General features: G+C 64.9%; 14 protein-coding genes and 2 rRNA genes (1 of these 16 running past the window's edge). 14 read left to right on the forward strand and 2 right to left on the reverse strand.

Features of this window, described 5'->3' with window-relative positions; translation table 11 throughout:
• The 12 genes from AAN986_RS03135 to AAN986_RS03190 form a co-directional block, all read left to right on the forward strand.
• Positions 1 to 1869 (forward strand): 23S ribosomal RNA (locus tag AAN986_RS03135) (it extends 1007 nt beyond the left edge of the window).
• A gap of 126 nt (positions 1870 to 1995) precedes the next feature.
• Positions 1996 to 2108: ribosomal RNA gene (rrf, locus tag AAN986_RS03140) — 5S ribosomal RNA — on the forward strand.
• A gap of 298 nt (positions 2109 to 2406) precedes the next feature.
• The gene (locus tag AAN986_RS03145; protein WP_013800379.1) at positions 2407 to 2808 is read left to right on the forward strand and encodes a MerR family DNA-binding transcriptional regulator; all 402 of its coding nucleotides are present in this window, start codon (positions 2407 to 2409) and stop codon (positions 2806 to 2808) included.
• 36 nt (positions 2809 to 2844) lie between these two features.
• Complete coding sequence (locus tag AAN986_RS03150; protein ID WP_047218425.1) at positions 2845 to 3303, forward strand: PaaI family thioesterase; 459 nt, start codon at positions 2845 to 2847, stop codon at positions 3301 to 3303.
• 43 nt (positions 3304 to 3346) lie between these two features.
• Positions 3347 to 4534 carry an isovaleryl-CoA dehydrogenase gene (locus AAN986_RS03155; RefSeq protein ID WP_013800381.1) on the forward strand — a complete coding sequence of 396 codons (1188 nt, stop codon included), beginning with the start codon at positions 3347 to 3349 and terminating at the stop codon, positions 4532 to 4534.
• Between the two features lie 56 nt (positions 4535 to 4590).
• The gene (can, locus tag AAN986_RS03160; RefSeq protein ID WP_016450015.1) at positions 4591 to 5253 is read left to right on the forward strand and encodes a carbonate dehydratase; all 663 of its coding nucleotides are present in this window, start codon (positions 4591 to 4593) and stop codon (positions 5251 to 5253) included.
• A 33-nt stretch (positions 5254 to 5286) separates the two neighbouring features.
• Complete coding sequence (gene aceK, locus AAN986_RS03165; RefSeq protein WP_026063009.1) at positions 5287 to 7074, forward strand: bifunctional isocitrate dehydrogenase kinase/phosphatase; 1788 nt, start codon at positions 5287 to 5289, stop codon at positions 7072 to 7074.
• A 44-nt stretch (positions 7075 to 7118) separates the two neighbouring features.
• A complete protein-coding gene (locus AAN986_RS03170; protein WP_016450017.1) occupies positions 7119 to 8306 on the forward strand; it encodes an acetyl-CoA C-acyltransferase in 1188 nt (395 codons plus the stop codon).
• Positions 8307 to 8486: 180 nt separating this feature from the next.
• A complete protein-coding gene (locus tag AAN986_RS03175) occupies positions 8487 to 9110 on the forward strand; it encodes a pyridoxamine 5'-phosphate oxidase family protein (RefSeq protein WP_017406486.1) in 624 nt (207 codons plus the stop codon).
• 28 nt (positions 9111 to 9138) lie between these two features.
• Complete coding sequence (locus tag AAN986_RS03180; RefSeq protein ID WP_017406485.1) at positions 9139 to 9801, forward strand: SDR family oxidoreductase; 663 nt, start codon at positions 9139 to 9141, stop codon at positions 9799 to 9801.
• Positions 9802 to 9848: 47 nt separating this feature from the next.
• The gene (locus AAN986_RS03185) at positions 9849 to 10979 is read left to right on the forward strand and encodes an acyl-CoA dehydrogenase family protein (RefSeq protein WP_017406484.1); all 1131 of its coding nucleotides are present in this window, start codon (positions 9849 to 9851) and stop codon (positions 10977 to 10979) included.
• A 141-nt stretch (positions 10980 to 11120) separates the two neighbouring features.
• Complete coding sequence (locus tag AAN986_RS03190; protein WP_349335571.1) at positions 11121 to 11912, forward strand: alpha/beta hydrolase; 792 nt, start codon at positions 11121 to 11123, stop codon at positions 11910 to 11912.
• A gap of 2 nt (positions 11913 to 11914) precedes the next feature.
• Here AAN986_RS03190 and AAN986_RS03195 read toward each other — a convergent pair whose 3' ends face one another.
• The gene (locus AAN986_RS03195; RefSeq protein ID WP_016450022.1) at positions 11915 to 12412 is read right to left on the reverse strand and encodes a YetF domain-containing protein; all 498 of its coding nucleotides are present in this window, start codon (positions 12410 to 12412) and stop codon (positions 11915 to 11917) included.
• A gap of 157 nt (positions 12413 to 12569) precedes the next feature.
• On the opposite strand from AAN986_RS03195, the gene AAN986_RS03200 reads away from it, so the two are divergent.
• Both AAN986_RS03200 and AAN986_RS03205 read left to right on the forward strand, forming a co-directional pair.
• Positions 12570 to 12983 (forward strand): YchJ family metal-binding protein, encoded by a 414-nt coding sequence (locus AAN986_RS03200; RefSeq protein WP_043790439.1) that lies wholly within the window; start codon positions 12570 to 12572, stop codon positions 12981 to 12983.
• Complete coding sequence (locus AAN986_RS03205; RefSeq protein ID WP_047218426.1) at positions 12967 to 14832, forward strand: hybrid sensor histidine kinase/response regulator; 1866 nt, start codon at positions 12967 to 12969, stop codon at positions 14830 to 14832. Before AAN986_RS03200 ends, AAN986_RS03205 begins: the two co-directional genes overlap by 17 nt.
• Here the strand turns inward: AAN986_RS03205 and AAN986_RS03210 are convergent.
• Positions 14802 to 15539, reverse strand: coding sequence for a response regulator transcription factor (locus AAN986_RS03210; protein ID WP_126312715.1), 738 nt, complete (start codon positions 15537 to 15539; stop codon positions 14802 to 14804). The two genes, AAN986_RS03205 and AAN986_RS03210, sit on opposite strands and share 31 nt — an antisense overlap.
• Positions 15540 to 15709: the final 170 nt, after the last annotated feature.

The raw sequence follows: 15709 nt of genomic DNA on the forward strand, positions 1-15709 counted from the left end.
TAAGTGGGAAACGAAGTGGGAAGGCTAAAACAGTCAGGATGTTGGCTTAGAAGCAGCCATCATTTAAAGAAAGCGTAATAGCTCACTGATCGAGTCGTCCTGCGCGGAAGATGTAACGGGGCTAAGCCAGTTACCGAAGCTGCGGATTTGCAATTTATTGCAAGTGGTAGGAGAGCGTTCTGTAAGCCTGTGAAGGTGCCTGGTAACGGGTGCTGGAGGTATCAGAAGTGCGAATGCTGACATGAGTAGCGTTAAAGGGGGTGAAAAGCCCCCTCGCCGTAAGCGCAAGGTTTCCTACGCAACGTTCATCGGCGTAGGGTGAGTCGGCCCCTAAGGCGAGGCAGAGATGCGTAGCTGATGGGAAACAGGTCAATATTCCTGTACCGATGTGTAGTGCGATGTGGGGACGGAGAAGGTTAGCTCAGCCAACTGTTGGATATGTTGGTTCAAGCCTGTAGTCGTGCCTGGTAGGCAAATCCGCCGGGCTTAGATGAGGGGTGATAACGAGTCTGCTTGCAGACGAAGTGAGTGATACCCTGCTTCCAGGAAAAGCCACTAAGCTTCAGCTACACACGACCGTACCGCAAACCGACACTGGTGCGCGAGATGAGTATTCTAAGGCGCTTGAGAGAACTCTGGAGAAGGAACTCGGCAAATTGATACCGTAACTTCGGGAGAAGGTATGCCGCAAGTAGGTGAACTTGAACAAAGGGAGCCCAAAGCGGTTGCAAAAAATCGGTGGCTGCGACTGTTTAATAAAAACACAGCACTCTGCAAACACGAAAGTGGACGTATAGGGTGTGACGCCTGCCCGGTGCTGGAAGATTAAATGATGGGGTGCAAGCTCTTGATTGAAGTCCCAGTAAACGGCGGCCGTAACTATAACGGTCCTAAGGTAGCGAAATTCCTTGTCGGGTAAGTTCCGACCTGCACGAATGGCGTAACGATGGCCACACTGTCTCCTCCAGAGACTCAGCGAAGTTGAAATGTTTGTGATGATGCAATCTCCCCGCGGAAAGACGGAAAGACCCCATGAACCTTTACTGTAGCTTTGTATTGGATTTTGAACGGATCTGTGTAGGATAGGTGGGAGGCTTTGAAGTGAGGACGCTAGTTCTCATGGAGCCGACGTTGAAATACCACCCTGGTGCGTTTGAGGTTCTAACCCAGGTCCCTTATCGGGATCGGGGACAGTGCATGGTAGGCAGTTTGACTGGGGCGGTCTCCTCCCAAAGCGTAACGGAGGAGTTCGAAGGTACGCTAGTTACGGTCGGACATCGTGACGATAGTGCAATGGCATAAGCGTGCTTAACTGCGAGACTGACAAGTCGAGCAGATGCGAAAGCAGGACATAGTGATCCGGTGGTTCTGTATGGAAGGGCCATCGCTCAACGGATAAAAGGTACTCTGGGGATAACAGGCTGATACCGCCCAAGAGTTCATATCGACGGCGGTGTTTGGCACCTCGATGTCGGCTCATCTCATCCTGGGGCTGTAGTCGGTCCCAAGGGTATGGCTGTTCGCCATTTAAAGAGGTACGTGAGCTGGGTTTAAAACGTCGTGAGACAGTTTGGTCCCTATCTTCCGTGGGCGCTGCAGATTTGAGGAAGCCTGCTCCTAGTACGAGAGGACCGGAGTGGACACACCTCTGGTGTATCGGTTGTCACGCCAGTGGCATTGCCGAGTAGCTAAGTGTGGAAGAGATAACCGCTGAAAGCATCTAAGCGGGAAACTCGTTTCAAGATGAGATCTGCCGGGGCCTTGAGCCCCCTGAAGAGTCGTTCAAGACCAGGACGTTGATAGGCTGGGTGTGGAAGCGCAGTAATGCGTTAAGCTAACCAGTACTAATTGCTCGTGAGGCTTGACCCTATAACTTTGATGACGTTGATCATCAAGGTGGTTATGCCAAGTAAGGCGCAGTCAAAATACAAAGCTGATTACAGACTCTATGAATTCGTTGTACTGCTCACAAGAGCAGCATGACAACAAGTTATGCCTGATGACCATAGCAAGTTGGTACCACTCCTTCCCATCCCGAACAGGACAGTGAAACGACTTTGCGCCGATGATAGTGCGGGTTCCCGTGTGAAAGTAGGTCATCGTCAGGCTCTTACAGCCCAAGAAACCCCGTAGCCCAAAGCTACGGGGTTTTTTGCATTGGGGTGCAGGAAACGGGGAAACAGGCTGAACCGCCAAAACGGACGGCTCAACGGAACATCCGAAAATGGACAACCCAAAAAAAGAGAGCGCTGACGCGCTCTCTTTTTATTCCTGCCAGGCTTCTTCGTCGCACCCGGATGCAACATCCGGCGCAGTTTCCTGCGGACAATTCCGCTAGCATTGACGTTAACGTCAACGTCGCATTCCCATGGCCGCCGGCTGTGGATGCCGGCGGACTCTCCAGCCATGTCGACCACCTACACCATCAGCGATCTTGCCAAGGAGTTCGATCTCACGACCCGGGCCATCCGCTTCTATGAGGACATGGGCCTGCTTGAGCCCGAGCGTGCCGGGCCTGGCGGACGCAATCGCGTCTACAGCGCGCGTGATCGCACACGTCTTCGCCTGACCTTGCGGGCCAAGCGGCTGGGACTGTCTCTGAACGAAGCCAAGGAGATCATCGATCTCTACGACAGCCCCCGTGACACGGGCGTGCAACTGCGCAAATTCCTGGAGGTGCTGGCTGTGCACCGCCGCCAGCTCGAGGACCGCCTGGCCGATCTGCAGGCCAACCTGGCCGAGGTGCGAGAGCAGGAATCCGAGGCCCGCACTTTGTTGAAACACCTGGATGGGAAAAATGCTTCATAATTGACGTTTACGTAAACGTAATTTGTGAGGCTTGCCTTGACCGTGCTCCGCCTGGAACCTGCCAACAGCGACTTTGCCCGCCGTGTGCAAGACAGTTTTGCACGCCAGGGCGCGATGCACACCCTGGGCGCCGAGCTGTCCTTGCTGGAGCCCGGTGCCGTCAATGTCTGCCTGGACTGGGCGCCCGGGCTGACGCAGCAGCATGGCTTTTTGCATGCCGGCATGGTTTCCGCGGCGCTGGATTCCGCTTGCGGCTACGCAGGGCTGACCCTGATGCCGGCCGATGCTGCCGTGCTCACCATTGAATTCAAGATCAACTTGCTGGCCCCTGCCAAGGGCCAGCGCTTTCGCATGGAAGGCCGTGTGCTCAAGCCGGGCCGCACCATCACCGTGACCGAAGGGCGCGCCTACGCCATCGACGAAGGCCGCGAGAAACTGATTGCCACCATGGGCTGCACGCTGATGTGCGTGCAGGGCCGCGATCTGGCCGATTGAGCCGGGCGGCGTTCTTTCCCCCAATTTCCACAGGAGACATGAGATGAGCCTTTCCAACCTGCCGGGCCTGAACTTCCAACTGGGCGAGGACATCGACGCGCTGCGCGATGCCGTGCGCGAGTTCGCACAGGCCGAGATTGCACCGCGCGCCGGCGAGATCGACCGCGACGACCAGTTCCCCATGGACCTGTGGCGCAAGTTCGGCGACCTGGGCGTGCTGGGCATCACCGTGTCCGAGCAGTACGGCGGTGCCGACATGGGCTACCTGGCCCACATGGTGGCGATGGAGGAAATCTCGCGTGCCAGCGCATCGGTGGGCCTGTCCTACGGCGCGCACAGCAATCTCTGCGTGAACCAGATCAACCGCAACGGCAATGAAGCGCAAAAGGCCAAGTACCTGCCCAAGCTGATCAGCGGCGAGCATGTGGGCGCGCTGGCCATGAGCGAGCCCGGCGCCGGCTCGGACGTGATCAGCATGAAGCTCAAGGCCGAGGACAAGGGCGGCTACTTCCTGCTCAACGGCACCAAGATGTGGATCACCAATGGTCCCGATGCCGACACCCTGGTGGTCTACGCCAAGACCGAGCCCGAGCTGAACGCCCGCGGCGTGACTGCCTTCCTGATCGAGAAGGGCATGAAGGGCTTTTCCATTGCCCAGAAGCTGGACAAGCTGGGCATGCGTGGCAGCCACACGGGCGAGCTGGTGTTCGAGAACGTCGAGGTGCCGGCCGAGAACGTGCTGGGCGGCTTGAACAACGGCGCCAAGGTGCTGATGAGCGGCCTGGACTATGAGCGCGCCGTGCTGACCGGCGGGCCGCTGGGCATCATGCAGTCGGTGATGGACAACGTAGTGCCCTACATCCATGACCGCAAGCAGTTCGGCCAGAGCATCGGCGAGTTCCAGCTCATCCAGGGCAAGGTGGCCGACATGTACACCGTGCTGCAAGCGGGCCGCTCCTTTGCCTATACGGTCGCCAAAAACCTCGATCTGCTGGGAACCGAGCATGTTCGCCAAGTTCGCAAGGATTGCGCCAGCGTCATCCTGTGGTGCGCCGAGAAGGCGACATGGATGGCCGGCGAAGGCGTTCAAATCTATGGGGGTAATGGGTATATCAACGAATACCCACTGGGTCGCCTCTGGCGGGATGCGAAACTCTATGAGATCGGCGCCGGCACCAGCGAGATCCGTCGCATGCTGATCGGCCGCGAGCTGTTCGCAGAGACCTGCTGACCTTTCGCCTGCCTGCTGCGCCGTTCTTGAGTTTGACCCCAACAAAAGGATTGTTTATGAGCACAACCTCCATCGAAGAGCTGTTTGTCCACAACCGCGAATGGGCCCAGCAGGTGGAGCGTGACCGGCCCGGTTTCTTCACTGGGCTGATGGCGCAGCAAAAACCCCGCTACATGTGGATCGGCTGTTCCGACAGCCGTGTGCCCGCGAACCAGATCACGGGCCTGGAGCCCGGCGAGGTGTTCGTGCACCGCAACGTGGCCAACGTGGTCGTGCCCAGCGACCTGAACTGCCTGTCCACCATCCAGTACGCGGTGGACCAGCTCAAGGTCGAGCACCTGATGGTCGTCGGCCACTATGGCTGCGGCGGCGTGCTGGCGGCACTGGAGGATGTGCGCGTGGGCCTGGCCGACAACTGGATCCGCCACGTGAAGGACGTGCGCGACAAGCACCAGGCGCTGCTGGCCAGCCTGTCGCCGCAATGGCGCCATGACGCGCTGTGCGAGCTCAATGCCATCGAGCAGGTGATCAATGTGGCGCAGAGCACGGTGATGCAGGATGCCTGGGCGCGCGGCCAGAAGGTCACGCTGCACGGCTGGTGCTATGGCCTGAAGGACGGCCTGATCACCAATCTGCAGATGACCGTGCCCGGCGTCGGCGGCATCGCCAACATCCATGCCGAGGCTGTCGAGCTGGTCGCCAGCCGCCAGCGCGACTGAGCGGCCATGGCAGGCGGGACCCCGGGAGACTTCATGCCGATGCCTGCCCAGGACACCCTGCTTGCCCATGACATCGCGCGGGCGATGATGGATGGCTTCAACCGCCATTACCGCCTGTTCCGCGCCGAATCGGCCCGCGCCAAGCACCGCTTCGAGACGGCCGACTGGCTGGGCCAGCAGCGCGCGCAGCGCGAGCGCATCGAGTTCTACGACCTGCGCGTGCGCGAATGCGTGCGCCGGCTTGAAAAGGAGTTTTCGGCCGGCGCCCAGCCCATGCCGGTCTGGCAGCAGATCAAGCGCCACTACATCGGGCTCATGGTCAACCACCTGCAGCCGGAGCTGGCCGAGACCTTCTTCAACTCGGTCACCACCAAGATCCTGCACCGTACGCACTTCCACAACGACTTCATCTTCGTGCGGCCGGCCGTCAGTACGGAATACATAGAGAACCAGGAGCCGGCCGCACGCCCGGCCTACCTGGCCTTCTACCCCACGCGCGAGACACTGTCGCAGACGCTGCGCGAAGTCGTGGAGCAGTTCGCGCTGCAGCGCCCCTTTGAAGACCTGGAGCGCGACATCGCCCGCCTGGCCGAGCGCCTGGAGCCCCAGCTGCAGGCCATGCGCCTGTACGCCAACTTCCAGATCCAGGTGCTGTCCAGCCTGTTTTTCCGCAACAAGGGCGCCTACATCGTCGGCAAGATCATCAACGGCTTTGCCGAGCTGTCCTGGGCCGTGCCCATCCTGCATGGGGACAACGGCCGGCTGGTGCTGCATGCGGCCCTGTTCGGCGAGAAGGACCTGCACGGCCTCTTCAGCTTTGCGCGTGCCTACTTCATGGTCGACACCGACGTGCCCAGCGCCTACGTGCAGTTCCTGCGCAGCCTCATGCCGCGCAAGCCGCGCGCCGAGCTGTACAACGCCCTGGGCCTGGCCAAGCAGGGCAAGACGCTGTTCTACCGCGACTTCCTGCACCACCTGCGCCATTCGCGCGACCAGTTCCGCATCGCGCCCGGCATCAAGGGCATGGTCATGCTGGTGTTCGACCTGCCCAGCTTTCCCTATGTGTTCAAGCTCATCAAGGACCGGTTCGCCGCGCCCAAGGAGATCACCCGCGAGCAGGTCAAGGCCAAGTACCGCCTGGTCAAGCAGCACGACCGCGTGGGGCGCATGGCCGACACGCTGGAGTACAGCCTGGTGGCCTTCCCGCGCGAGCGCTTCTCGGAGGCGCTGATCGCCGAGATCCTGGAGCACGCGCCCAGCCAGGTCGAGATCAGCGACCGCGACGGCGATGGCCGGCAGGAGGTCATCATCTCCCACCTCTACATAGAGCGGCGCATGGTGCCGCTGAACCTGCTGCTGCAGGAGTGCTTCGATGACGGGCTGGACCTGCCGGGACCGCGGCAGCGGCTGGAGAGCGCCGTGATCGAATACGGAAATGCCATCAAGGACCTGGTGGCCGCCAACATCTTCCCGGGCGACATGCTGTGGAAGAACTTCGGCATCACGCGCGGCGGCAAGGTGGTGTTCTACGACTACGACGAGATCGAATACCTGACCGACTGCCATTTCCGCCAGGTGCCTGCGCCGCGCAACGAGGAAGACGAGCTCAGCGGCGAGGTCTGGTATCCCGTGGGCCCGCGCGATGTGTTCCCGGAAACCTTCGCGCCCTTTTTGCTGGGCAATCCGGCCGTGCGCGAAGTTTTCATGCGCCACCATGCCGACCTGCTCGATCCCGCCTTCTGGCAGGGGCACCAGCAGCGCATCCGCGAAGGCCACGTGCACGACGTCTATCCCTACGAGCGCAGCCGCTGGCTGGCCTGACCCGTTTGTTTTCCCCTCACCATCACCACATCCAGGAGATAAGCATGCAAGACCCCATCGTCATCGTCGGCGCAGCCCGCACCCCCATGGGCGCATTCCAGGGCGACTTCGCCGATCTCGCGGCCCACGATCTGGGCGGCGCCGCCATCAAGGCCGCCGTGCAGCGTGCCGGCGTGGCGCCGGAGAAGGTGGACGAAGTGCTGTTCGGCAACTGCCTGATGGCGGGCCAGGGACAGGCGCCTGCGCGCCAGGCAGGCTTCAAGGGTGGCCTGCCGCGCAGCACGGGCGCCGTGACCCTGTCCAAGATGTGCGGCGCCGGCATGGAGGCCACCATTCTGGCCCATGACCAGCTGGTGGCGGGCAGCCGCGATGTGGTGGTCTCCGGCGGCATGGAGAGCATGACCAATGCGCCCTACCTGCTCAAGAAGGGCCGTGGCGGCTACCGCATGGGCCACGACAAGGTCTATGACCACATGATGCTCGACGGTCTGGAGGACGCCTACGAGCCGGGCCGCTCCATGGGCACCTTTGGCGAGGACTGCGCCGCCAAATACCACTTCACGCGCGAGCAGCAGGACGCCTACGCCATCGAAAGCGTCAAGCGCGCCCAGGCCGCCACGGAAAGCGGCGCCTTCGCGGCCGAGATCACGCCCGTCACCGTCTCCACGCGCAAGGGCGATGTCACGGTCAGCATCGACGAAGGCCCGGCCAAGGCCAAGCTGGACAAGATCGCCAGCCTCAAGCCCGCCTTCAAGAAGGACGGCACGATCACGGCGGCATCGAGCTCCAGCATCAACGACGGCGCCGCCGCCCTGGTGCTGATGCGCGAGTCCACGGCCAAGGAGCTGGGCTGCAAGCCGCTGGCGCGCATCGTCGCCCATGCCACGCATGCCCAGGAGCCCGAATGGTTCACCACGGCCCCCGTGGGCGCCACGCAGAAGGCCCTCAAGAAGGCCGGCTGGACGGCGGCGGATGTGGACCTGTGGGAAGTCAACGAAGCCTTTGCCGTCGTGCCCATGGCCCTGATGGCCGAGCTGGGCGTGCCGCGCGACAAGGTCAACGTCAACGGCGGCGCCTGCGCGCTGGGCCACCCCATCGGCGCCAGCGGTGCGCGCATCCTGGTCACGCTGCTGCACGCCCTGCAGGCGCGTGGCGGCAAGCGCGGCCTGGCCACGCTGTGCATAGGCGGCGGCGAGGGAACAGCCATGGCGATAGAAATGGTCACCCCCTGAGGCGCTGCGCGCCCTCCCCCTGAAAGGGGGACAACACCCTCGGTGCGGGGCGGCGCGGCCGGCGTAGGCCCTTCCTCGGTGTCTCTGATTTGCATTGCGCCAGTTTTATGGGCAGCGCCACAGACGTCCAGAGAGCTAGACTTGGATCGGCCGATCCGCTATTACTTTGACCTCTCGACCATGATCACCAGCGAAGAACAGTTGCGCAGCCTGTATGCCATGCCGGCCGAAAGGGCCTTGCTCAAGCAGCAGGTGGACCTGGACCGGCATTGCCTGCGCTTCATCGCGCTGTCGCCGCTGTGCATCGTGGCCACGGGGGGCGCAGCGGGCTCGCTGATGGATGCCTCGCCGCGCGGCGGAAAGCCGGGCTTCATCAAGGCGCCCGACAACCAGACGCTGCTGATCCCCGACTCGGGCGGCAACAACCGCCTGGACAGCTTCAGCAACCTGATCGCCGATCCGCGCATCGGCCTGCTGTTCATGGTGCCGGGCTTCGACGAGACGCTGCGCGTCAACGGCGTGGCCAGGCTGCGCGACGAGGCCCACTACACGGCGCTGTTCGCCAACGAAGGCTTCCGGCCCAAGATCGTTCTGGAGATCCAGGTGCAGGAGGCCTATCTGCACTGCGCCAAGGCCCTCATGCGCGCCCGGCTCTGGAAGCCCGAGTCCCAGGTGCCGCGCAACGTCATGCCGTCGGTGAACCAGATGGTCCACCAGCAGATCGGCCTGCCTGCGCCCACCGAGACGCAGGAGGCCATGGTCGAGCGCTACGAAAAACAGATCGCGGGCGAACAGGGCCTCTGACCGCATTCCATTTGAAAGGTCGAAAGACATGGCAGTCACTCTGGTGTTGGGAGCCTCGCGCGGGCTCGGTTTTGCCTTGGTAGAGGCCTATGCGGCCCAGGGCCGCAGCGTGGTCGCCACGGTGCGCAGCGAGGCCGATCGCGAGCGCGTCGAAGCCACGGGCGCCAAGGTGCTGCTGGTGGATGTGGCCGATCCGGCCAGCGTCAGCGGCCTGGCCTGGCAGCTCGATGGCGAGAAGATCGAGCTGGCGCTGTACGTGGCCGGAGTGTGGGATGCCCACAGCTCGGCCACGCCGCCCACGCGCGAGCAGTTCGACCGCGTCATGCACACCAATGTGCTGGGCGCCATGCAGGTGCTGCCCCAGGTGGCGCCGATGGTCGAGGCGGCGGGCGGCGTGTTCGGCCTGTTCTCCAGCGAGATGTCGCTGCTGGCCGGCGCCGAATCCGACGCCTGGCTCTACCGCGTCAGCAAGGCCGCGCTCAACATGGTCGTGGCCAGCGCCCAGCCGCAATGGCCCGGCGCCACCGTGGTCGCGCTGGACCCGGGCTGGGTGCAGACCGACATGGGCGGCGAGTCCGCCACCTTCACCGTGGAGCAAAGCGTGCAGGGTCTGGTCCGCACCCTGGCCGGCGTCACGCCGGCTGATCGGGGCCGCATGCTGCGCCACGACGGGCAGCGCATCGCCTGGTAGCTGCGGCCGGGACAACGAACAACGAAACAATAATCAGGAGACAAGACATGCTGCTCAACGCAGACCAGGAAATGATCCGTGACGCGGTGCGCGACTTCGTGCGCACCGAAATCACGCCCCATGCCGCACGCTGGGACAAGGAACACCACTTTCCCAAGAACGTGCACCAGGGCCTGGCGGCGCTGGGTGCCTACGGCATCTGCGTGCCCGAGGAATACGGCGGCGCCGGCCTTGACTACCTGAGCCTGGCCCTGGTGCTGGAGGAAATCGCAGCCGGCGACGGCGGCACCAGCACGGTGATCAGCGTCACCAACTGCCCCGTCAACGCCATCCTCATGCGCTACGGCAGCGAGGCGCAAAAGCAGCAATGGCTGGCGCCGCTGGCGCGCGGCGAGATGCTGGGCGCCTTCTGCCTGACCGAGCCGCATGTGGGCTCGGACGCCTCGGCGCTGCGCACCACGGCCACCCGCGACGGCAACGACTACGTGATCAACGGCGTCAAGCAGTTCATCACCAGCGGCAAGAACGGCGACGTGGCCATCGTCATCGCCGTCACCGACAAGGCGGCCGGCAAGCGCGGCATGAGCGCCTTCATCGTGCCCACCTCCGCGCCCGGCTACCAGGTGCTGCGGCTGGAGGACAAGCTGGGCCAGCACAGCTCGGACACGGCCCAGATCCAGTTCGAGGGCTGCCGCATCCCCGCCGCCAACCTCATCGGTGCCGAGGGCGAGGGCTACAAGATTGCGCTGTCGGCGCTGGAGGGCGGGCGCATCGGCATTGCCGCGCAAAGCGTGGGCATGGCGCGTGCGGCCTTCGATTGCGCGCTGCAGTACTCCAAGGAGCGCGAGAGCTTCGGCCAGCCCATCTTCAACCACCAGGCCGTGGGCTTTCGCCTGGCCGACTGCGCCACGCAGATCGAGGCTGCGCGCCAGCTGATCTGGCATGCGGCCAGCCTGCGCGATGCCGGCCTGCCCTGCCTCAAGGAAGCGGCCATGGCCAAGCTGTTCGCCAGCGAAATGGCCGAGCGCGTGTGCAGCGCAGCCATCCAGACCCTGGGCGGCTATGGCGTGGTCAACGATTTTCCCGTCGAGCGCATCTACCGCGACGTGCGCGTGTGCCAGATCTACGAGGGAACGAGCGACGTGCAGAAAATTCTCATCCAGCGCGCCCTGGCCTGAGGCCCATCACTATGCTGCGGGTCGGGCCGGATGGCCCCGTCACCCGCAGGGCTTAGCATGGAGCGTCGCCGGGACGGCGCCCGGGAGAGGCGGGCACCGGACTCCGGCAGGTTTGTGACCACCTTCGCAGGAGATCCCGACATGCCCATTGCTTCCGTCAACGGCCAGAACCTTTACTACGAGGACACGGGCGGGCGCGGCCCGGTCCTGGTGTTTTCGCATGGACTGCTCATGGACCACACCATGTTCGTTCCCCAGGTCCAGGCGCTGCAGGATCGCTATCGCTGCATCAGCTGGGACGAGCGTGGCCATGGCCAGACGGCGGACCCCGCGCATTGCGCTCCCTTCGACTACTACGACTCGGCCGACGACCTGGCCGCCCTGCTGGCGCACCTGGGCGTGGAGCGCGCGGTGCTGGTGGGCATGTCGCAGGGCGGCTATCTGTCGCTGCGCTGTGCGCTCATCCATCCCGAGGTCGTGCGTGCGCTGGTGCTGATCGACACCCAGGCCATGCTGGAAGACCCCGAGCAGATGCCCCACCACGAGGCGTTGCTGCGCGCCTGGATGGAGCATGGCCTCAGCGACGACATGGCGGCCACGGTGGAGCGCACCATCCTGGGCCAGGGCTGGAGCGGCGCGGCCGCCTGGCGCGCCAAATGGAAGAAGGCCACGCCCATCAACCTGGGGCAGAGCTTTCTGGCGCTGGCCCAGCGCGATGACATCAGCCCGCGACTGCCCGACATCCACGTACCGGCACTGGTCATCCATGGTACGGAAGACATCGCCATCACGCTCGACCGTGCACGCGCCATGGCCAAGGCCTTGCCCAGGGCGCAGTGGGTGGAGGTGCCGGGGGCCGGCCATGCGGCCAACCTCACGCATCCGCAGCCCGTGAACCTGGCCATCGAGCGCTTCCTGGAGCAGCTCGACTAGGCTCAGACCGGCGGATCGCCGTCGTTCTCGCTGTCGCGGCGGCGCAGGACGACGGTGATGCTGCCGTCGGTCTCCAGCGTGGCGCGCTCCACCTCTCTGAGGTGCAGGCAGCCGCCCGCACGCAGCGCGGCCTCGATATCGTCGCGCGTGATGCGTTCCTCGCGCATCAGATCCTTGTTCAGGTGGCCGTCCGTGATCAGGGCCTGGGCCTTGCCGTCGATGAGCCGCTCCAGCGCGGGAAAACGGAAAGTCAGCCAGGACAGCAGCAGATGGCACAGGATCAGCGTGGAAGCCGAGATCATGCCGCCGATCAGCGAGTTGTCCCCGGCATTCATGGAGTTCTGAACGGCATTCGACAGGATGAGCAGCAGCACCAGGTCAAAGGGCGCGTACTGCCCCGTCTGGCGCCGCCCCGTCAGCCGAAGGAACACCAGCAAGAACAGGTAGACGGCCACGCCGCGCACCACGAACTCCCACCACGGGACCGACATTGAAAACATGGGCTCTCCTTACAGGCCCGAAGGCCCGCGGTCAGTATCATGGCCCGCCTGTCCTCCATCAAGAACCCGGTCGCAGCAAGGCGGCCGTGACTGACATGCACTCCTGCTCCCCCGCCGTCCTCTCCCAGGTTCCGCAAGTTCCGCAGGGCCAGCCGCTATGAGCGCTGCCGCCACCTCCCCGGCCTGTCCCTGTGGCCAGCACGATGCCAAGGGCCGGTCCCTGGCCTTCGATGCCTGCTGCGGCCGCTACCTGGACCATTTCGACGACTGCCCCGCACCCGATGCCCAGGCCTTGATGCGCTCGCGCTACAGCGCCTTCGTGCGTGAGGACGCCGCCTACCTGCTGGCCACCTGGCACGCCAGCCAGCGGCCCGCCACGCTGGACTTCGAGCCCTCGGCGCGCTGGCTGGGGCTGGCGGTCAGGGACTTCCGAAGCACCGGCGAGGACCGCGCCGAGGTGGAATTCGTCGCGCGCTACCGCGTGGCGGGCCGCGCCGTGCGCCTGCATGAGCGCAGCCGCTTCGTGCGCGAAGGCGGGCGCTGGTTCTACGTGGATGGCGACCAGTTCTGAACACGACGGCGGCCCTGCGGAGCCGCTGTGGAAGCTGCAGCAGCGCCAGCGGCTGCTGCTGTCCATCGCATCGCGGGGCTCGTCCGAGGCGGCGGCCCTCATCATCCCCGGCATCGTGGTCTGGCTGCAGCGGCACGAAACGGGTGCCTTCCAGGCGCCGCTGCTGCTGTGGTGGCTGGGCATGGCGCTCATGGCCTGCGTCTTCGTTGGTTTGCGGCGCCAGTTGCGTCGGGACCTGGGCGCTGCCGTGCCCTCGGCCGAGTTGCCAACGCGGCTGCAGCGCTGGGAGCGCGTGATGGGCCGCATGGCCTTGCTCAACGCCGGTTCCTGGGCGCTGGCCATACCGCTGACCCATGGCAGCGGCCATGAATTCCGGCTTTTCATCTACCTGGTGCTGTGCGGCGTCGTGGCCTCGGCCGCCACCTTCCTGGCGCCGGCGGCTGCCGTGTTCAAGCGCTTTTTCGGCGTGCTGTACGGCGCCATGCTGCTGGCCGTGGTCTGGTACTTCCCGAACAGGGGCCTGTACCTGCTGCCTCTGCTCATGCTGTATGGCGCCACCATCGCGCGCCATGCCTGGGGGGCGCGCCAGCTCATGCAGCAGCAATGGGCGCAGGAGCGTGACCGCCAGCTGCTGGCCGAGCGCTACCTGGCGGCCAAGGAGCAGGCCGAACAGGCGCTGGAGGCCAAGAGCCGCTTCCTGTCGGCTGCCAGCCATGACCTGCGCCAGCCCCTGCATGCCCTGGGCCTGCTGGTGGAGACCGCCCGCCAGCGCAATGCCGACGGCGCGCTGGCAGGCGTGCTTGACGATGCCCAGGCCTGTGCCCAGTCGCTGGGCACCATGTGCAACGACCTGCTGGACCTGTCGCGGCTGGAGAACGGCACCTGGGAGCTGCGCGCCCAGGTGATGGACCTGCGCATTCTGCTGGGCGATGCCACGCGCCTGTTCGCGGCCGAGGCCCGCCAGCGTGGGCTGGTGCTGCGCTGGCGCGTGGCGCGCGGCATGGATAGCCTGGTGCGTGCCGACGAGGCCCTGCTGCGCCAGATGGTGTTCAACCTGCTGCACAACGCCCTGCGCTACACCCAGCGCGGCGGCGTGCTGCTGGCCGCCCGCGTGCACGGCGGGGGCTGGCGCATCGAGGTCTGGGATACCGGCCTGGGCATTGCGGCCGAAGACCGGCCCCATGTCTTCGCACCGCACATTCGCGCGCGTTCCGGCCAGGCGGCCCGGCGCGCGGCCCAGCCTGCGGCCGAGCACCTGCCCGGCGTGAGCAGCCAGGGCCTGGGCCTGGCCGTGGTGGCCGCAGCGGCGCGCCGCATGGGCGTGGAGCATGGTCTGCTGTCCACGCCGGGACGGGGTTCGTGCTTCTGGCTGCAGCTGTCGCCCAGCCTGAGCGTGCAAGCGGACCTGCCTCTGGGGCACGCGCAGGCGCAGGCAGGGGCCGAGGCTGCCGCGAATCCGCCAGGCCGCCCCCTGCTGCAGGGCAGGTGCTGGGTGGTCGATGACGATGTGCAGGTGGCACAGGCCCTGGCCGGCCTGCTGCGCGGCTGGGGGCTGACCGTGGACGTGGCGGCTTCGGGCCGCGAGGCGCAGGCCTGGCTGGCGGCGGGGCAGCATCCCGATTTCGTGCTGTGCGACCACCAGCTGGCCCAGGGCGAGAACGGCTTTGCGCTGCTGCAGAACGTGCTGGCGCAATCGCCGCAGGCGGCCGGTGCCCTGCTCAGCGGCGACCCTTCCGCTGCGCTGGAGCAGCAGGCGCAGGAACTGGGCTATCTGCTGCTGCGCAAGCCCGTGGATCCGCTGGCGCTGCTGGCCCTGCTTCAGCGCAGGCTGGCCGTGGCCGGCGCCTGAACCGTATCGGTCGGCGGTACGGAGGGCGGCAGCTCCAGCGCAATGCCCTGCATGCGCGTGATGGCGTCGATGCGGCTGTGCACGCCCAGGCGCTGCAGGGCGCCTGCCACATGCTCCTTGACCGTGTGGGGCGACAGGTGCAGCAACCGGGCAATGCTGGGATTGGGCAGGCCGCGCAGCACCAGGTCCAGCACCTGGGCCTGGCGCGGGGTGAGGCCCAGCTCGGCCGCCGTCATGCGGATGGCATGGGCGCCGCCCGGCGGCTGCGGCGCCAGCGGGGCGGCGGGGAACCAGGTCTCGCCGCGCAGCAGGGCCGCCACGGCCTGCTGCAGCACCTGCGGCGGCTGCGACTTGAGCACAAAGCCATGGGCCCCGGCCGCGCGTGCCTTCAGGGCAATCGCGCCATGCGTGTCGCCGCTGGTCATGAGCACGCGGCAGGCGGGCGCCAGCGTGCGGATTTCGCGCACCACGTCCGTGCCTGCGCTGGCACCCAGCCAGAAATCCACGATGGCCAGATGCGGCGATCCCCTGCCGGCCATGCACTGCAGGCCTTCGCCCGCATCGGCCACGGCATGGACTTCGGACAGGCCGAATTGTTTCAGGAACTCGGACACGCCCATGGCCGTCAGCGGGTGGTCGTCGATCACCAGGGCATAGCGCCCCGATTGGAGACAGGAGGAATCGGTCAGGAGGGAATGGCTGTGCATGGTCCGCGCGAAGGCATGTCGAAAGGGCTGGAGCGCCAGGGCGCGCCCGGATACACCTTGCGCACATCGTAACGATTACCCCCCGGCCGGGGGGTGACCGGATGTCGGCCAACTCCCCAAAATCGCCGCCGATGCCCTGAGATTCCGCATGGAACGGGCATGTATTCAAC

Origin of the sequence: Delftia sp. DS1230 (assembly GCF_040112715.1) — a bacterium.
Lineage (GTDB): Bacteria > Pseudomonadota > Gammaproteobacteria > Burkholderiales > Burkholderiaceae_C > Comamonas > Comamonas tsuruhatensis.

Excerpts from the sequence above, each read along its gene's own strand:
- AAN986_RS03210 (WP_126312715.1), bottom strand. The coding sequence starts at position 15,539 with ATGCACAGCCATTCCCTCCTGACCGATTCCTCCTGTCTCCAATCGGGG.
- AAN986_RS03145 (WP_013800379.1), top strand. The coding sequence starts at position 2,407 with ATGTCGACCACCTACACCATCAGCGATCTTGCCAAGGAGTTCGATCTC.
- AAN986_RS03155 (WP_013800381.1), top strand. The coding sequence starts at position 3,347 with ATGAGCCTTTCCAACCTGCCGGGCCTGAACTTCCAACTGGGCGAGGAC.
- aceK (WP_026063009.1), top strand. The coding sequence starts at position 5,287 with ATGCCGATGCCTGCCCAGGACACCCTGCTTGCCCATGACATCGCGCGG.
- AAN986_RS03170 (WP_016450017.1), top strand. The coding sequence starts at position 7,119 with ATGCAAGACCCCATCGTCATCGTCGGCGCAGCCCGCACCCCCATGGGC.
- AAN986_RS03180 (WP_017406485.1), top strand. The coding sequence starts at position 9,139 with ATGGCAGTCACTCTGGTGTTGGGAGCCTCGCGCGGGCTCGGTTTTGCC.
- can (WP_016450015.1), top strand. The coding sequence starts at position 4,591 with ATGAGCACAACCTCCATCGAAGAGCTGTTTGTCCACAACCGCGAATGG.
- AAN986_RS03200 (WP_043790439.1), top strand. The coding sequence starts at position 12,570 with ATGAGCGCTGCCGCCACCTCCCCGGCCTGTCCCTGTGGCCAGCACGAT.
- AAN986_RS03205 (WP_047218426.1), top strand. The coding sequence starts at position 12,967 with ATGGCGACCAGTTCTGAACACGACGGCGGCCCTGCGGAGCCGCTGTGG.
- AAN986_RS03175 (WP_017406486.1), top strand. The coding sequence starts at position 8,487 with ATGATCACCAGCGAAGAACAGTTGCGCAGCCTGTATGCCATGCCGGCC.
- AAN986_RS03185 (WP_017406484.1), top strand. The coding sequence starts at position 9,849 with ATGCTGCTCAACGCAGACCAGGAAATGATCCGTGACGCGGTGCGCGAC.
- AAN986_RS03190 (WP_349335571.1), top strand. The coding sequence starts at position 11,121 with ATGCCCATTGCTTCCGTCAACGGCCAGAACCTTTACTACGAGGACACG.
- AAN986_RS03195 (WP_016450022.1), bottom strand. The coding sequence starts at position 12,412 with ATGTTTTCAATGTCGGTCCCGTGGTGGGAGTTCGTGGTGCGCGGCGTG.